Here is a 16,199-nt window from a genome sequence, read left to right as displayed (position 1 = left end):
GAGCCCGTCATGAACCAGCCACTCGCGGGCTTTGCCCCTGCGCCCGTCACCGCGCGCATGGAGAACCACGGCAATCACATGCTGAAGGTCGCCATGCAGACCGGAAACGACCTCCTCGCGCGCGTGGGGTCGATGGTCGCCTACGAAGGGTTCGTCCAGTACGAGCCCAACCCGCCCGCCGTACGCCAGATCGCCCGTGACTGGATGACCGGCGAGGGCGCGCCCCTCATGAAGTGCTCCGGCGACGGCCTGCTCTACCTCGCCGACTACGGGGCGAACGTCGTCGTGATCAACCTCAACGGGGACGCGATCTCCGTCAACGCGACGAATCTGCTCGCCTTCGACGCTCATCTCACGTGGGGCGTCGAGCGCGTGAAGGGGCTCGCCAAGTTCGCCGGACAGGGTCTGTGGAACACCAAGATCTCCGGTCAGGGGTGGGTCGCGCTGACCTCCCGCGGCAAGCCGATCGTCGTCGACTGCGGCGGCGGTGAGGACGAGACCTACGTCGACCCGGACGCGCTCGTCGCCTGGTCCCCGAACCTCAGGGTGAAGGGCAAGCGCAGCTTCAAGGCGCAGTCGCTGATCGGGCGCGGCAGCGGCGAGGCGTACCAGATGGCGTTCTCCGGGCAGGGCATCGTCGTCGTCCAGCCCAGCGAGGACAGCACCGACCGCCTCCGAGTCCGGGGCTGAGGGGGAGCAGGACATCATGCAGAGCCCGCTTTTCGGCTACAACGAGCAGCAGACCCAGGACCGCTACAGCCTGCAGAACTCGCAGATGCTGCGCGTCGTCCTGGAGGGTCACGACGACATCCTCGCCCGCAAGGGCACCATGGTCGCGTACCAGGGTCTCGTCGAGTTCGACGCCGAGTACCAGAACAACAGCCAGCACCGCGCGCGTGCGTACACCGGTGAGGGCCTCGACCTGATGCGCTGCCACGGGCAGGGCACGGTCTACCTCGCCAACCTCGGTCAGCACGTGCACATCCTCGACGTCGACCAGGACGGCCTGACCGTCGACAGCAGCTATGTGCTGGCGATGGACTCCGGGCTGCACCACGAGGTCATCGCCGTGGACAGCCAGTACGGCATCTCCGGCTCCGGCAAGTACCAGCTCAACATCACCGGCCGCGGCAAGGTCGCGCTGGTGACCTCCGGGATGCCGCTGATGATGCAGGTCACCCCGGACAAGTACGTCAACTGCGACGCCGACGCGATCGTCGCGTGGTCCACCGGCCTGCGGGTGCAGATGCAGGCCCAGACGCACTCCTCGGGTGTGTGGCGGCGCCGGGGCAACACCGGTGAGGGCTGGGAGCTCAGCTTCATGGGCAGCGGCTACGCGCTCATTCAGCCCAGTGAACTGCTGCCGCCGCAGAACGCGGTGATCGGCCAGGGACTGCGTGCCCAGTACGGCATGGGGCAGCAGGGCGTGCAGGCGCAGAACCAGGGCAACGCCTGGAGCTGACCGTTCCGCCCTCCGGGCTACGACGGTCCGGCGAGCAGAGGTAAGGGGCGACCGCCAATGGCGGTCGCCCCTTACACGTCGATGGCCCTCGCGCCGGTCACAGCCGGGCGCGGGCCGCCTCCAGGAGTCGTACGACAGAATCGTCGGCCGCCTCGGCGACCTCGTCGTAGGCGAACCAGCGCAGGTCGAGGGACTCGTCGCTGATGGCCTCGACGGCGTCGGCCGGGGCGAGGACGGCGTACTGGACGTCCAGGTGCCAGTGGCACGGCGCCGGGATGGCGTGCCGGTCCAGCGTCACGGGGCCGCCCGGCAGCAGGGTCAGCCCCTCGATGCCCGACTCCTCCGCCGCCTCGCGCAGGGCGGCCTCGGCCAGGGTCGGGTCGCCCGGCTCGCAGTGCCCGCCCGTCTGGAGCCACATCTGGAGCTTGCGGTGCAGCGTCAGCAGGACGCGGCCGCGTGACGGGTCCATCACCAGGGCGCTCGCCGTGAGGTGCCCGGCCTGGCAGGACTTCCACATCCCGTCCGGGTGCGCGGACAGGTGGTCCAGATAGACCTGGCGCAGCTCTTCCTGGCCCTCGTGGCTCTTCAGCACGAGGGCCGCGTCGTCGTGCAGGCTCACTCGGCGCCGTCGCTCTTGCCGGAGTCCTCCGTGTCGTCGTGCTTCTTCAGGTCCGGCTTCTCGGCGGTGCCGCTGGCGGCCTCGCCGAGCATCTTGTCGATCTCCGAGAAGTCCATGTGCTCACGGTGCACGAAGCCGTCCGGGTCGTCCAGGTCGGACGCCGTCGGCAGCATGTCCGGGTGGGCCCACAGGCCGTCCCGGCCGTCGACACCGTGCGCGTCCGTGAGCGAGGCCCACAGGCGCGAGGCGTCGCGGAGCCGGCGCGGGCGCAGCTCCAGACCGATCAGGGTGGCGAACGTCTGCTCGGCGGGACCGCCCGTGGCGCGGCGGCGGCGGAGCGTCTCGCGCAGTGCGTCGGCCGACGAGAGCCGGGGTTTGGCCGCCGAGTGGACGACCGCGTCGACCCAGCCCTCGACCAGCGCGAGCGCCGTCTCCAGGCGGGCCAGCGCCGCCTTCTGCTCCGGCGTGTCCTCGGGCTGGAACATGCCCTGCTGGAGTGCCTGCTGGAGCTCCTCGGGGTTCTGCGGGTCGAACTGGCCGACCACGTCCTCCAGCTTCGCGGTGTCGACCTTGATCCCGCGCGCGTATCCCTCGACAGCGCCGAACAGGTGCGAGCGCAGCCACGGCACGTGCGCGAAGAGGCGCTGGTGGGCGGCCTCGCGCAGGGCGAGGTAGAGCCGTACCTCTTCCTGGGGGACGCTCAGGTCCTTGCCGAACGACTCGATGTTCAGCGGCAGCAGCGCGGCCTTGCCGACCGGGCCGAGCGGCAGACCGATGTCGGTCGAGCCGACGACCTCTCCGGCGAGCACGCCGACGGCCTGGCCGATCTGCGTACCGAACATGGCGCCGCCCATGGAGCGCATCATGCCGATCAGCGGGCCCGCCATGGCCTGCATCTCCTCGGGCAGCACATCGCCCATGGCCGCGCCGACCCTCTCGGCGACCGGGTCGACGAGCTCCTTCCACACCGGCAGGGTCGCCTCGACCCACTCCGCCCGGCTCCAGGCCAGCGCGGAGGCCGCGCCGGACGGCAGGGACGTCGCGTCGTCCAGCCAGTGATCGGCCAGACGGACGGCCTCCTCGACCGCGAGTCGCTCGGCGGGGCCGACGCTCGCGTCCTTGGTGCCGTCGGAGGTGCCCTGCGCGACCGTCTGCCGGGCGATCTGCTTGGCCATGTCCCAGTTCACCGGGCCGCCCTCGTACGAGAGCATCTGTCCCAGTTGCTGGAACGCGGCGCCCAGGTCGTTCGGGTTCATCGAACCGAACATGGCTGCGAGCGGATTGTCGGCCCCTGGGCCTCCGGCTCCGGGCAGCCCGAAACCGAACGGTCCCTGACCACCACCGCTCTGCTGGTCCTTCTTCTTGCCCTCGTCGCCGTTGTCCGGCTCCTCCGGCGGAAGGCCGAATCCGAATGGGGTGTCACTCACGGGATTCCTCGGCTGGTAAGGCCGCCGGTTCGTTCCGACGGCGGCTGCCCACAACACCACCCAGCGTAGACACCTGAACCCGATCGGGCCTCGGTGCTTCGCCGACTCGTCGCCTGCGGCAGGATGGATGCCAACTGGTAGGGACGCGTCAGACGCGTCCATTACTGAAGACAACCGCTGGAGACGCCCGGTGAGTTCCCCAGATCCGCAGGTTCGCGCAGCGCGAAACCACTCAACCAGCCCAGCCTCGCGCGGCCCCGTCGTCGCGGTCACCGGCGCGGCGGCCGGTGTGGGCGCGCTGCTCACCGAGCGGCTGGCCGCCAGCGAGGAGATCAAGCGGGTCGTCGCCATCGACGAGCGGCGCGGCGAGTGCGCCGACGCCGAGTGGCACATCCTGGACGTCCGGGACCCGGCGATCGCCGAGAAGCTGCGCGGGGCGGACGTCGTGGTCCATCTGGCGCTCGACCTCGATCTGGAGACGGACGCGGCGGCCCGGACCGCCTACAACGTCCGGGGGACGCAGACCGTGCTCACCGCCGCCGCGGCGGCGGGGGTCCACCGGGTCGTGCTGTGCACGTCGGCGATGGTCTACGGAGCGCTGCCCGACAACGAACTGCCCCTGTCCGAGGACGCCGAACTGCGGGCGACGGCGGAGGCGACGGGTGTCGGCGACCTGCTGGAGATCGAGCGGCTCGCGCGCCGCGCGCCGCGGGCGCACCCCGGGCTGAACGTGACCGTCGTACGGCCCGCGGTACTCGTCGGCGGCGGTACGGACACCGCGCTGACCAGGTATTTCGAGTCTCCTCGGCTGCTGGTCGTGGCGGGGTCGAGGCCCGCGTGGCAGTTCTGTCACGTCGAGGACCTGTGCGCCGCGCTGGAGTACGCGGTCGTCGAGAAGGTCGAGGGCGAGCTGGCCGTCGGGTGCGACGGCTGGCTGGAGCAGGAGGAGGTGGAGGAGCTGAGCGGGATCCGGCGGATGGAGCTTCCCTCCGCGGTCGCGCTGGGCGCCGCCGCCCGGCTTCACCGGATCGGGCTCACTCCCTCGCCCGCCGGGGACCTCGCCTACACGATGTACCCCTGGGTGGTGAGCGGGAGCCGCCTGCACGATGCCGGGTGGCGGCCGCGCTGGACCAACGAGGAGGTCCTGGCGGAACTGCTGGAGGAGGTCGCGGGGCGCCACACGGTGGCCGGCCGGCGGCTGGGCCGCAAGGACGCGACCGCGGCGGGCGCTGCGGGCGCGACGGTGGCCCTGCTGGGCGCGGCGGCGGTGGTCCGCCGGGCCCGGAAGGCCCGGCGCAGGTTCTGACACCGGGTCCGCGCCGCTACGCCACTGGAGTGACCGCCGACAAGTCACGCCGGTTCTCGACGGGCGGCGCCGGTCCCCGACGAGCCCCGACGGGCGACGCGGCCCGCCGGTCCCCGACGGCCCCCGACGCGTTGCGCTGGGCTGCGGGCCGCGGGCCACGCCGTGCCGGGCCACGCCGTGCCGGGCAGTGCTGAGCCGGGCAGTGCAGGGCTGAGCCCGTGCCGTGCCGCGTTGAGCTGTGCCGTGCCGGGCTGCGCCCGTGCGTGCCGGGCTGAGCCGTGCCGGCCCCCGACCGCACCGCCGTGCCCCCGCCGTGCCGTGCCGCGCCGTCTGGAGGAGGCTCCAAGCGGTACGCGTGCGTGCCGGGTGAAAGCCGTATTCCACCGGGTCGGCGGGGTGCGGCACGATGGGGGCATGGCATCTACCTACGACCACCCCGGTGAGCGGGCCGCGCAGGACCCGATCAGGCTGCTCGCGATCCGCGACGAACCGCTCTCCCTGGACGAGGTCTTCAAAGCAGTGGGGGACGATGCCGCCGGGGGGACCGCGTTGTTCGTGGGGACCGTGCGGAATCACGACGGCGGCGCCGACGTCGACGAGCTCGGGTACTCGGCCCACCCCACCGCAGAGGCGGAGATGCGTCGCGTCGCGGAGAAGGTGGCGGCCGCCTATCCGGTGCGGGCGCTGGCAGCCGTTCACCGGGTGGGCGACCTGCGGGTCGGGGACCTGGCCGTGGTCGTCGCCGTGTCCTGCCCGCACCGTGGCGATGCTTTCGAGGCCTGCCGCAAGCTCATCGACGACCTCAAGCACGAGGTGCCGATCTGGAAGCACCAGAGGTTCTCCGACGGCTCGCAGGAGTGGGTCGGCGCTTGCTGAGAGCGACCGGATCCTCCGGCGACCGGCACCCACCCTGGTCCGATCGACTGATAACCGCCGTCCGGTTGCGTAACCGGGGCCCTGCCGCGAGCGTTGACACTGCGGATGGTTAATCTGCTGATCAGTCAGTAGCGGTCGCTCTTGGGGTTGGGAGGTCGACATGGCGGCGCTTGCCTGGTTGCTGATTCCGCTGATGGCCGCGATCGGTGCCGGTTTGTGGGGCAGTTGGGCCGGCCGGAATCGCAAGGCCGCGGGAGACGGTGTCGAGCTCGCCGGATACACGCGCTTCCGTGAGGCCATGGAGCGGACCGACGCCCGGGAGAAGTCACACTCCGACGCGCTCTGAGGTCCACCGGCCGGTCCCCCGAGCTCGCGCGACGCGTCCGTGTGTTCGAGGGGCCGTGTCCACTGTCCCGGGCGACTCCGAACCGTCCCGAGCCGGCTCGCGAGGTCCCCGGCGGCCCGGACCGTGCGAGGCACCTCGGAGTGCCGCCCGGAACACGCGTTTTCGTGCCTTTCGGGCGCATTCTGGGCCCATCACGTACGGACGGCCCCGACGGTGCGCTTACACCACCGTCCCGTACTGTCGTTCCATGCCACGCCGCACCGCGACGATGCTCGCCTCCACTCTGATCCTGATCGCGCTCCTGTGCGCGGGAGTGTTCATCAAAGTGCCGTACTCGGAGATGTCACCGGGTCCCACGGTGAACACGCTGGGTGACCACGACGGTGAGCCGGTGCTGCAGATCTCGGGCCGCAAGACGTATCCGACGACCGGACACCTGAACATGACCACGGTCCGGGTCACGAGCGCCGACTACAACATGAACCTCGTCGAGGCCGTGTACGGCTGGCTGGCGCACGACAGCAAGATCGTGCCGCACGACACGCTCTACCCGAACGGCAAGACCGAGCAGCAGTCGACGCAGGAGAACGCCGAGGAGTTCAGCCAGTCGCAGGAGAGCGCCAAGGTGTCCGCCCTGAAGGAACTGGGCATCCCCGTGAAGTCCTGGGTGATCGTCTCCACCGTCGTCAAGGACTCTCCGGCCGAGGGACGGCTGCACGCGGGTGACGTGATCAAGGCCGTCGACGGTACGGCCGTGAAGGAGCCCGAGGACGTCGGGAAACTCGTCACCAAGCACAAGCCCGGTGACAAGGTCGTGTTCAGGATCGTGCCAGCCAAGGAGCAGGCCGCCGCCACGAAGGAACACACGACGGCGACCGCGACCAAGGATGTGACGATCACCACGGTCAAATCCGACGACGACAGCGCCGACCGCGCGGTCGTCGGGATCTCGGCCGGGATCGACCACACGTTCCCGTTCACCATCGACATCAAGCTCGCCGACGTCGGCGGTCCGAGCGCGGGTCTGATGTTCTCGCTCGGCATCGTGGACAAGCTCACTCCGGGGAACCTCACCGGAGGCAAGTTCGTGGCCGGCACCGGCACCATCGACGACGACGGCAAGGTCGGCCCGATCGGCGGCATCGACATGAAGACGGTCGGCGCGCGCAACAAGGGCGCCCAGTACTTCCTGACGCCCAAGGACAACTGCGCCGAGGCCGCCAAGGACACCCCCGACGGGCTCAGGCTCGTCAAGGTCGACACCCTCGACGACGCGATGAAGGCCCTCAAGGACATCAACGCGGGCCGGACGTCCGACCTGCCCAAGTGCGGCACCAAGGGCTGACGGACACCGCCCGCCCGCGGCAGGGGGCGCCTCGCGAGTCGCGGGGCGCCCCCTGCCGCGTCCGTGCGCGGATCAGTCCGCGAATGTCGCCGACAGCGCCTCCGCCAGGCCCGGCACGAGGCCCGCGCCGGTGAGCACCTCCGTCGCCGCGTCCTTCTCGCGCAGCCGCAGCGCCGAGTCGCGGGTGCCGTCGCGCAGGACACCGACCGTCATGCGCACCTCCTGGCGGTCCGGGTGTGCCGCGACCCACTGGGTGAGCTTCTTGCCGCTCAGACCCTCCGGGACCGAGTTCTCCGCGGACGGCGGCAGCATCAGCCGCTCCACGGTGAGCGCGCAGCCGACGACGGCGTCGGGCCAGGCGATGGTGCCGAGGAACTCGTCCAGCGGCTTGCCGGCAGGGATCTCCTCCTGCTCGACGGGGGTGAGACCGGTGGTCTTCTGCTCGTGCTCCAGGCCGAGCTGAGCGGCGAGGCCGGGTTCCTGGGCCCGCAGCCGTGCGGTGTCTACGAGGGCGAAAAGGCGGGCGGGCTGGTCCCAGCCGAGGCCGGATGCGTACTCGTCGATCTCGAGTACGGCCCGGGTCAGGGGGCTCGCTGCCATGGGAGTGTTGGACATGGTCACAATCCTGCCTCGTTCGTAACCTGAATCGGGAACCGAGTAAAGCGTGAGTAAGTTGCATAGATGAGGCTCCTCGATCACGGAGCCTTGCTGACGGTCCTCCGACATGGAGGCCTGAAGGATTCGACAGCGACTTCGAGGTGCGCACCTTGGCTTTCCAGATGCCGGACCGCGGCGGAGGCCCGACGGGGCCACGGATCAGAGTGGGCCGGCCGTCCCGGCGTGTCCGGACCCTGCTCATGACACTGGGCGTGCTGGCCGTACTGGCCATGGCCTTCGTCATGTTCGCGGGGTTCTGGACGGACTGGCTCTGGTACCGCTCGGTTCACTACTCGTCGGTCTTCACCACCACACTGTGGACCAAGATCGGGCTCTTCTTCGTCTTCGGTCTGCTGATGGCGGCCGCGGTGGGCTTCAACATCTGGCTGGCGCACCGGCTGCGCCCGCCGTTGAGCGCCATGTCGATGGAGCAGCAGAGCCTCGACCGGTACCGCATGGGCATCGCGCCCTACAAGCGCTGGCTGCTGCTCGCGATCACCTCCCTGGTGGGGCTGATCGCCGGCGCGTCCGCCTCGGGCCAGTGGCGCACGTGGCTGATGTGGGTGAACGGAGTTCCCTTCCACCAGAAGGACCCCCAGTTCCACCTCGACGTCTCGTTCTACGCCTTCGACCTGCCCTGGTACCGCTTCCTGCTCGGCTTCGGCTTCGCCGCCGCCGTGCTCTCCCTGATCGCCGCCGCGCTCACGCACTACCTGTACGGCGGTCTGCGGATCACGAGCCCCGGAGCGCGTGCCACGGCCGCGGCCACCGGACACCTCTCGGTGCTCCTCGGCGTCTTCGTCGCCCTGAAGGCGGTCGCCTACTGGCTCGACCGGTACGGGCTCGCGGTGAAGTCCAGTGACTTCAAGGCGACCGGCAACTGGACGGGTCTGCGGTACGTCGACGCGAACGCGTACCTGCCGGCCAAGACGATCCTGTTCTGCATCGCCGTCATCTGCGCGCTGCTCTTCTTCGCGACGCTGTGGCGGCGCACCTGGCAGCTGCCGGTGATCGGCTTCGGCCTCATGGTGCTCTCGGCCGTCCTCATCGGCGGCCTGTACCCCGCGATAGTCCAGAAGTTCCAGGTCGAGCCCAACGAGCAGGCCAAGGAAGCGCCGTACGTCGAGAAGAACCTCAAGGCGACCCGCGAGGCGTACGGGATCGACGGTACCAACGTGCAGGACTACGCGGGGACTAGCGATACCGAGGACAAGACCAGGCTCCGTGACGACGCCGACACCGTCGCCAGCATCCGGCTGATGGACCCGAACGTCGTGTCGCCGACCTTCCAGCAGCTCCAGCAGGTCCGGAACTACTACGGGTTCCCGTCGAACCTGGACGTCGACCGGTACAGCAAGGACGGCAAGGACCAGGACACGGTCCTCGGGCTGCGCGAGCTGAACCTCGCGGGCATCCCGAAGAACAACTGGATCAACGACCACTTCCGGTACACACACGGATACGGCGTCGTCGCGGCCAAGGGCACCACGGCCGACAGCGAGGGCCGCCCGGTCTTCACCGAGTACAACCTGCCGTCCAAGGGCGACCTCGGCGCGTACCAGCAGCAGATCTACTACGGAGAGAAGACCACCCAGTACTCGATCGTCGGCGGTCCCCAGAAGGAGATCGACTACTCCGACGACAGCGGCGAGAAGACCACCAGCTACAAGGGCAAGAGCGGCATCAGCCTCTCCAGCCCGGTCAACCGCGCCGCGTACGCGGTGGCGTTCGGCGAGCCGCAGATCATGTACTCGGGCGCGATCGGCGAGGGTTCGCGGATCCTCTACAACCGCACGCCCAAGGAGCGGGTCGAGGCGGTGGCCCCCTGGCTGACCATCGACGGCGACGCCTACCCGGCGGTCGTCGACGGGAAGATCCAGTGGATCGTCGACGCGTACACCACCACCAACGGCTATCCGTACGCCTCGCGCACCACGCTCGGCGACACCACGGCGGACTCGCTGACGGCGGCCAACAACCAGCGCGCGGTGGTGGCCCAGCAGAACCAGGTCAACTACATCCGCAACTCGGTGAAGGCGACCGTCGACGCGTACACCGGCGCGGTCAAGCTCTACCAGTGGGACACCCAGGACCCGGTCCTGAAGACCTGGATGAAGGCGTTCCCGGACACGGTGGAGTCGAAGAAGTCGATCTCGCCGGAGCTGATGGCCCATCTGCGGTATCCGCAGGACCTGTTCAAGGTCCAGCGAGAGCTGCTCACCCGCTACCACGTGAAGGACGCCCAGACGTTCCTGAGCGGCAGCGAGGTGTGGCAGGTCCCGGACGACCCCAGCAACAACTCGGGTAGCGCCGTGCCGCCGTACTACCTGAGCATGAAGCTGCCGGGGGAGACATCGCAGGCGTTCTCGCTCACGACGACGATGACACCGAACGGCCGTGACAACCTGAGTGCGTTCATGTCCGTCGACGCAGAGGCGGGCACACCTGACTACGGCAAGATCAGTATCCTGAAACTGCCGACGGGCAAGACCATCGACGGACCCAAGCGGGTGCAGAGCCAGTTCAACTCCGAGCCGGCCATCGCCGAGTCCATCAGCCTGCTGGAGCGCGGCGATTCCAAGGTCGAGTACGGCAACTTGCTGACGGTGCCGCTCGACGGGGGTCTACTTTACGTGGAACCGGTCTACGTCCGCGGTGGCGACCTCAAATACCCGTTGCTGCGCAAGGTGTTGGTGACCTACGGAGGCAACACAGCCTTCGAGGCCACACTCGGGGAAGCACTCGACAAGGTCTTCGGGGCGGCGAGTTCGACCCAGCCGCCGGACGAGGACACCACGAAACCGCCGACGTCGAGCAACCCGACGGTCCAGGCCGCGCTCGCCGACGCGCAGAAGGCCTTCGACCAGGGGCAGGAAGCCCTCAAGAAGGGTGACTGGAAGGCGTACGGCGAGGCCCAGAAGGACCTTGAGGACGCGCTGAAGCGGGCCGAGGACGCGCAGGCCAAGGCGGACAAGGCCGCCGGCGGTTCCGGCGCGGACAAGACGGACGGCAAGGGCACCGACAAGAGCGGTACCGGCGGCAGCCCCAGTCCGAGCAGCAGCCCGAGCAGCGAAAAGAGCTCCGGAAGCAGCTGATCAGGACCCACCCCGCGCCGTGGTACGGTTGAGGAACAACAGCGCGGGGTGGAGCAGCTCGGTAGCTCGCTGGGCTCATAACCCAGAGGTCGCAGGTTCAAATCCTGTCCCCGCTACTGAAGTCGAAGGCCCGGATCCAGTTCATGGATCCGGGCCTTCGACGTGTGTGACGCCACGCCGGGGCGTACCCGGTGACCTGGCGACTCGTGTGAAGTGCCGCGACATGCGAGGGCAGTTGGGCGATCTGTGTTTGACTTGTCTCTCTGTGGGCATGTCGACAAAACGCTGAAGTGACCTAACTGGCTGCGGTATACCAGGTGTACCCAGTTTGCAGGTGGTGCGACGATGGACGTTATGGGGGACAAGGCAACTCTGTTGGATACAGGGCGGTTTGCGCAGTCTGCCGACTTTGAGCAGCCTGTGGATCTCACGCAGCCTTCCGACCGGGACGAGACCGGCGAGGCTGCCGAGGAAGCGCGCCGGTGGTCGGCCGCGGAAGCCGGCGACGTCGAGGCGATGAGCGTCCTCGGGGCCATGCTGCTGCGCCGCGGCGATCTCGACGCGGCCGAACCGCAGTTGCGCGCGGCCACCGCCGCGGGCGACCGTGCCGCCGCCAACAATCTGGGTGTCCTCCTCTACCAGCGTGGATATGCCGACGAGGCCGCCGGATGGTGGCGGATCGCCGCCGTGGCCGGCAGCGCCGCCGCCGCGCACGCGCTCGGCCGGCACCACCGCGAGCGCGGTGACGAGCCCGCCGCCGAGTACTGGCTGCGCCAGTCCGCCGAACAGGGTCACGCCCTGGGCGCGTACGCCCTCGCCGATCTGCTGGAGCATCGTAGCGACGTGGGTGCCGAGCAGTGGATGCGGGCCGCCGCGGAGCGCGGGCACCGCGAGGCCGCGTACCGGCTGGCGCGCGCGCTCGACCGCAAAGCCCTGGACTCGGGCGAGGCCGTGGGCGACAACGGTGTCATCGGAGCCGCGGGACAGGCCGCCGAGCAGTGGTACCGGCAGGCCGCCGCGCGCGGGCACCGCAGGGCCGCGCTGCATCTCGGGGCGATCCTGGAGAAGCGCGGCGACCTCAAGGAGGCCGGGCGCTGGTACCTGACGTCCGCCAAGGACGGGGAGGCGCGCGCCGCGTGCGCCCTCGGATTCCTGCTGCGCGACGCCGGGGACCCCGACAGCGCCGCCGTCTGGTGGCTGCGGGCCGCGCAGGACGGGGACGGGAACGCCGCCAACGCGCTGGGCGCGCTGCACGCCGAGCGGGGTGAGACCCAGACCGCCGAGCGGTGGTACCGGGCCGCGATGGACGCGGGCGACGTGAACGGCGCGTACAACCTCGGGCTGCTCTGCGCCGAGCAGGGGCGGACCGCGCAGGCCGAGCAGTGGTACCGCAGGGCCGCGTACGCCGGTCACCGCGAGGCCGCCAACGCCCTGGCGATCCTGCTGCTCCAGGGCGGCGACGCGGCCGGGGCCGAGCCGTGGTTCTCCAAGGCCGCGGAGGCCGGGAGCGTGGACGCCGCGTTCAACCTCGGCATCCTGCACGCGGGACGCGCCACGGAGGGCGACGACGCCGCGGCGCTGCGGTGGTACGAGCGTGCCGCCGCCGCCGGACACACGGAGGCGGCGCTCCAGGTGGGCATCGCGCGGCTGAGGGAGGGCGACGAGCCCGCTGCCGAGCGGCATCTGCGGTGCGCCGCGGGAGGGGGCAGCGCGGAGGCCGCCTACCGGCTCGCCGCCGTGCTCGACGCCCGACGGCCCCCGGCGCCCGCGCACGAACTCGGGGAGCCCGCGCAGGAGAAGAGCGAATGCGAGGAGTGGTACGAGCGTGCCGCGTCCCAGGGGCACCGGCGCGCGCAGGTGCGGGTCGGGATGCTGGCCGCCGCGCGGGGCGATGTGGTGGAGGCGGCGCGCTGGTACCGCGAGGCCGCCGAGGCCGGGTCGCGCAACGGCGCCTTCAACCTCGGGCTGCTGCTCGCCCGCGAGGGGAGCGAGCCGGAAGCGGCGCTGTGGTGGACTCGCGCGGCCGACGCGGGCCACGGGCGGGCGGCGCTCCGGCTGGCGCTCGTGTACGCGCGGCGCGGGGAGCTCGCCGAGGGGCAGCGCTGGGCCGACCGGGCCGTGTCGCTGGGGCCGGCGGAGGTCTCCGAGCGGGCGGCGCGACTGCGGGATGCCTTGCGGGAGGAACTGTCCGCGTGAGGGGCGGCCGGATGCCCGGGCCGACCGGGCACCCGGCGCCCCGCGCCCGGGAAACCGCCCCGGGCGCGGGGGCGCCGGGGGCCGCAGGGCGACCGTCGGACCCCCTGGTCAATGGATTTGCGCGGGCCACGCTCTTGACGTACTGTTCAGTTCATCGACGCGGGGTGGAGCAGCTCGGTAGCTCGCTGGGCTCATAACCCAGAGGTCGCAGGTTCAAATCCTGTCCCCGCTACTTATATCTCGTGGCCGGATCCTTCTGGGATCCGGCCACGAGTCTTTAGCCGCGACGCGTTTGTAACCGCGCCGGTCAGGTTGTGGTGTGGAACCAACCGCTATAGCTCACCGTGGTAGAGCCTTCGACGTTGAGTGCTTTGAAATAGATCTGGTGGTTTTCAGGCAGATCTTCATCGATATCCCTGCAAATCCCGTAGCTGAGCGTGGCGTCGTCGACCCTGGTGTCCGACGTGGTGAAGTCCAAATCGTAGATGACTGCGGGGTGGTGGCCGTCGGCCTTGCTGTCGCAGAGGAGAATGTGTTCGCCGTAGGCCTGGAAGCAGACCTGCGCCCCGCCATCGGGGGACTTGATGCCGGGCAACCCCAGGGAGTCGCAAGTGGTGGTTGCCGCTGACGCGTTCGTGGGTGTCACGAGCGTGACCGTCAGTGCAGCGATCACCGCTGCCAGAACGACGAAAATGGTGCGAAATCTTGTCCAATTGCCGTGAATGCCAAGCAAGGTAGATCTCCATTAAATGGGTCGTTATTGCGCTTCATTTACAAAACCTACGTTAATGCTTGAACCGATTGACGTGTACCCGCCGCAGCGTTAATGGCTGAAATCTGACGGCTAATGAAGGACCGTTCGGAGTTTTTATCTAGTTTGCATCGCTTTGCGTGCATCAGAGTTGCACTCGTGCCTCTCATGTGACGGAGCCTTGTGCGGCAAAGTGGTAGTAGTCGCCCATAGGGCGCTCCTTGAAATGAGACAGGCTTCAGGGGGTTAGGCAGGTAACCGAGGTGACGGGATCGCGTGCTGTGGTGTAGCCGGGCGGGGTTTACCGGGAACGCGCGACAGGAATGTGTAATTCGCCAGGGCGACCTGCAGTCTGATTCTCGGTCTCCCGAGTCCGTTTCGAGGAACGCGGATGTGGGCCATCGCGGCCTCAGTTCCGGTGCGTCGCCAGCCTGGCCGCAGTGATGAGTAGGGGCGGGCGTGGGTATGGCCATCACTGGCGAGGCGGAGTTCCGTGTTCTGGCCGTCGCAGTAAAAGTGCGGCGGTGTTCGGCTCGCCGCCGCACCATATCGTGATCAGCCGGGATTAGCGGCTCGATTCGTTCCCGCAGCGCATCAGCGATTATTTATCGGGTATTCGATCAGTTGGCCAGTTGCCGAAGAAATACGTTCTACCCGCCGCATGGCAAAAAGCCCCGGCGCGCGTGGCGTGCCGGGGTTCGTGTGTGTGCGGGCGTTCGCGTGCCTCTACGCCGCCATGGCCGCGCAGTCGGGGCAGACGCCGCGGTAGGTCACCTCGACGTTCGAGACGGTGAAGCCGAAGCGCTCCGAGTCGGGGAGGTCGCCGAGCGGGTTGCCGATCGGATGGACGTCGCGGATCGCCCCGCACCGGGCGCACACAAGGTGGTGGTGCGGACGGTGCGCGTTCGGGTCGTAGCGCTTGGCGCGCTTGTCCGTGGCGACTTCCAGCACCTCGCCGAGCGAGACCAGTTCGCCCAGTGTGTTGTAGACGGTCGCCCGGGAGATCTCGGGCAGCTTGGCCACGGCGCGGGCGTGCACCTCGTCGGCCGTCAGGTGGACGTGGTCGCCGTCGAGGACCTCGGCCACGACACGTCGCTGCGCGGTCATGCGCCATCCGCGTCCGCGCAGGCGTTCCAGCAGGTCACTCATACCGGTCAGCCTAACAGCAGGTGAACCAGATCCCGAACGAGTGTTGTTTTAGATCTTGACCTGACTTGGACGGCATCCATCTCCGGGGCGAGTCCGGTGTGCCGGGTGTGGACGGCGGGCCCGAACCCCCGGGATCCGCCCGGGAGTTCAGGCCCGCCTGGGTGCTCGGACGGGATCCGCCGGTCCGTTCAGGTCCGCCGACGTGCTCGCGCCGGACCCGGCGGTCCGCTCAGGCCGGTACCTGCTGCCGGGCGGGTGCCCAGCAGCGGATGATGTCGCGGACCGAGACGATGCCCACCGGGCCGCTGCCGTCGAGCACGATCAGGTGCCGGAAGCCGCCGTGCGACATCGCGGCCGCGGCCTCCTCCAGGGTCCAGGTGGGCGCCGCGAAGACGACGTCGGTGGTGGTGTGGCTGCCGGCTGTCTCCGAGTCCGGGTTCTGGCCGTGGGCGAGGGAGTTGAGGATGTCGCGCTCGGTGAGGATGCCGAGGCCGGACGAGTCCTCGTCGAGGACCACGGCCGCGCCGACGTGGCGCGCGGACATCAGACGGGCCGACTGACGGAGGGTGTGTGCCGGGCCGATGGTGAGGACCACCGTGCTCATGGCGTCGCGGACGAGCATGGGCTGGAGCCACCTCCTCGGTGAGCCGCAGGCTCCCCGGCTCCTCGACGGAGCGCAAAGAGAAGCGGTTCACAAGTTCACAAGTGGGGGAGCCCTCAGGGTCGCAGTTAAAGAGAGGGTCAACAAGGGGGCGCGTGCCGTGAGTTCGGGGGCGCCCGGGGTTGCTCGGCAGTCCCGGGGCCCGGCAAGGCTGCTCAGGCGCCCCGGCGGTATCGCCGATCCCCGAGACGCCGTACGGCGAGGCGGGACCCTCAGGGCGGCGGATCGGCCCGCTCGACGAGCGATTCCTCGGGCGTGCCCGCGGCAGGCCACCCGGCGGCCGTGCGAGCCACCGTCACGTCATGGCCG

14 protein-coding genes and 2 tRNA genes are annotated in these 16,199 nt (G+C 69.4%); 10 read left to right on the top strand and 6 right to left on the bottom strand.

The annotated features are described in order from the left end of the window. Positions 1–9: 9 nt before the first annotated feature. Both OG780_RS15075 and OG780_RS15070 read left to right on the top strand, forming a co-directional pair. Positions 10–690, top strand: coding sequence for an AIM24 family protein (locus tag OG780_RS15075; protein WP_328448453.1), 681 nt, complete (start codon positions 10–12; stop codon positions 688–690). Between the two features lie 16 nt (positions 691–706). Then, the gene (locus OG780_RS15070; protein ID WP_328448451.1) at positions 707–1,462 is read left to right on the top strand and encodes an AIM24 family protein; all 756 of its coding nucleotides are present in this window, start codon (positions 707–709) and stop codon (positions 1,460–1,462) included. 97 nt (positions 1,463–1,559) lie between these two features. Here OG780_RS15070 and OG780_RS15065 read toward each other — a convergent pair whose 3' ends face one another. Then, on the bottom strand, positions 1,560–2,081 hold the full coding sequence (locus tag OG780_RS15065; protein WP_326785627.1) for an NUDIX hydrolase: 522 nt from the start codon (positions 2,079–2,081) through the stop codon (positions 1,560–1,562). Next, on the bottom strand, positions 2,078–3,508 hold the full coding sequence (locus OG780_RS15060) for a zinc-dependent metalloprotease (protein ID WP_328448449.1): 1,431 nt from the start codon (positions 3,506–3,508) through the stop codon (positions 2,078–2,080). The genes OG780_RS15065 and OG780_RS15060 overlap by 4 nt, the downstream gene beginning before the upstream one ends. 190 nt (positions 3,509–3,698) lie before the next feature. Here OG780_RS15060 and OG780_RS15055 point away from each other — a divergent pair, with 190 nt between their 5' ends. From OG780_RS15055 to OG780_RS15040, 4 genes are all read left to right on the top strand, one after another. After that, complete coding sequence (locus OG780_RS15055) at positions 3,699–4,814, top strand: SDR family oxidoreductase (RefSeq protein WP_328448447.1); 1,116 nt, start codon at positions 3,699–3,701, stop codon at positions 4,812–4,814. Between the two features lie 414 nt (positions 4,815–5,228). Next, on the top strand, positions 5,229–5,690 hold the full coding sequence (locus OG780_RS15050; RefSeq protein ID WP_328448445.1) for a molybdenum cofactor biosynthesis protein MoaE: 462 nt from the start codon (positions 5,229–5,231) through the stop codon (positions 5,688–5,690). 160 nt (positions 5,691–5,850) lie between these two features. After that, entirely contained in the window at positions 5,851–6,036 is a 186-nt protein-coding gene (locus tag OG780_RS15045; RefSeq protein ID WP_326785623.1) for a hypothetical protein, read from the top strand. 247 nt (positions 6,037–6,283) lie between these two features. Beyond that, complete coding sequence (locus OG780_RS15040) at positions 6,284–7,381, top strand: YlbL family protein (RefSeq protein WP_328448444.1); 1,098 nt, start codon at positions 6,284–6,286, stop codon at positions 7,379–7,381. A gap of 72 nt (positions 7,382–7,453) precedes the next feature. On the opposite strand, the gene OG780_RS15035 is transcribed toward OG780_RS15040, so the two are convergent. Further along, complete coding sequence (locus OG780_RS15035) at positions 7,454–7,996, bottom strand: PPA1309 family protein (protein WP_328448443.1); 543 nt, start codon at positions 7,994–7,996, stop codon at positions 7,454–7,456. A gap of 164 nt (positions 7,997–8,160) precedes the next feature. On the opposite strand from OG780_RS15035, the gene OG780_RS15030 reads away from it, so the two are divergent. The 4 genes from OG780_RS15030 to OG780_RS15015 all read left to right on the top strand — a co-directional run bounded on the left by OG780_RS15030 (position 8,161) and on the right by OG780_RS15015 (position 13,561). Then, the gene (locus OG780_RS15030; RefSeq protein WP_328458139.1) at positions 8,161–11,133 is read left to right on the top strand and encodes a UPF0182 family membrane protein; all 2,973 of its coding nucleotides are present in this window, start codon (positions 8,161–8,163) and stop codon (positions 11,131–11,133) included. A 42-nt stretch (positions 11,134–11,175) separates the two neighbouring features. Continuing rightward, positions 11,176–11,249 (top strand) — tRNA-Met (locus OG780_RS15025). Between the two features lie 229 nt (positions 11,250–11,478). Continuing rightward, positions 11,479–13,329: a tetratricopeptide repeat protein gene (locus tag OG780_RS15020; RefSeq protein ID WP_328448442.1), complete on the top strand. Its 1,851-nt coding sequence runs from the start codon at positions 11,479–11,481 to the stop codon at positions 13,327–13,329. 158 nt (positions 13,330–13,487) lie between these two features. Then, a tRNA-Met gene (locus tag OG780_RS15015) sits at positions 13,488–13,561 on the top strand. A 75-nt stretch (positions 13,562–13,636) separates the two neighbouring features. On the opposite strand, the gene OG780_RS15010 is transcribed toward OG780_RS15015, so the two are convergent. From OG780_RS15010 to OG780_RS15000, 3 genes are all read right to left on the bottom strand, one after another. Continuing rightward, positions 13,637–14,062, bottom strand: coding sequence for a hypothetical protein (locus tag OG780_RS15010; RefSeq protein WP_328448441.1), 426 nt, complete (start codon positions 14,060–14,062; stop codon positions 13,637–13,639). Positions 14,063–14,806: 744 nt separating this feature from the next. Continuing rightward, positions 14,807–15,229 carry a Fur family transcriptional regulator gene (locus OG780_RS15005; RefSeq protein WP_326785619.1) on the bottom strand — a complete coding sequence of 141 codons (423 nt, stop codon included), beginning with the start codon at positions 15,227–15,229 and terminating at the stop codon, positions 14,807–14,809. Between the two features lie 229 nt (positions 15,230–15,458). Beyond that, on the bottom strand, positions 15,459–15,851 hold the full coding sequence (locus tag OG780_RS15000; RefSeq protein ID WP_328448440.1) for a CBS domain-containing protein: 393 nt from the start codon (positions 15,849–15,851) through the stop codon (positions 15,459–15,461). Positions 15,852–16,199 lie beyond the last annotated feature (348 nt).

Origin of the sequence: Streptomyces sp. NBC_00386 (assembly GCF_036063235.1) — a bacterium.
GTDB lineage: Bacteria > Actinomycetota > Actinomycetes > Streptomycetales > Streptomycetaceae > Streptomyces.
Note: the sequence above shows the minus strand (reverse complement) of the source record. Positions and strands in the feature narration are given on the sequence as shown.

What these genes read in the sequence shown, in the direction of transcription:
- OG780_RS15075 (WP_328448453.1), top strand. Translation starts at nt 10, where the DNA reads ATGAACCAGCCACTCGCGGGCTTTGCCCCTGCGCCCGTCACCGCGCGC.
- OG780_RS15070 (WP_328448451.1), top strand. Translation starts at nt 707, where the DNA reads ATGCAGAGCCCGCTTTTCGGCTACAACGAGCAGCAGACCCAGGACCGC.
- OG780_RS15050 (WP_328448445.1), top strand. Translation starts at nt 5,229, where the DNA reads ATGGCATCTACCTACGACCACCCCGGTGAGCGGGCCGCGCAGGACCCG.
- OG780_RS15045 (WP_326785623.1), top strand. Translation starts at nt 5,851, where the DNA reads ATGGCGGCGCTTGCCTGGTTGCTGATTCCGCTGATGGCCGCGATCGGT.
- OG780_RS15040 (WP_328448444.1), top strand. Translation starts at nt 6,284, where the DNA reads ATGCCACGCCGCACCGCGACGATGCTCGCCTCCACTCTGATCCTGATC.
- OG780_RS15035 (WP_328448443.1), bottom strand. Translation starts at nt 7,996, where the DNA reads ATGTCCAACACTCCCATGGCAGCGAGCCCCCTGACCCGGGCCGTACTC.
- OG780_RS15030 (WP_328458139.1), top strand. Translation starts at nt 8,161, where the DNA reads ATGCCGGACCGCGGCGGAGGCCCGACGGGGCCACGGATCAGAGTGGGC.
- OG780_RS15020 (WP_328448442.1), top strand. Translation starts at nt 11,479, where the DNA reads ATGGACGTTATGGGGGACAAGGCAACTCTGTTGGATACAGGGCGGTTT.
- OG780_RS15005 (WP_326785619.1), bottom strand. Translation starts at nt 15,229, where the DNA reads ATGAGTGACCTGCTGGAACGCCTGCGCGGACGCGGATGGCGCATGACC.
- OG780_RS15000 (WP_328448440.1), bottom strand. Translation starts at nt 15,851, where the DNA reads ATGCTCGTCCGCGACGCCATGAGCACGGTGGTCCTCACCATCGGCCCG.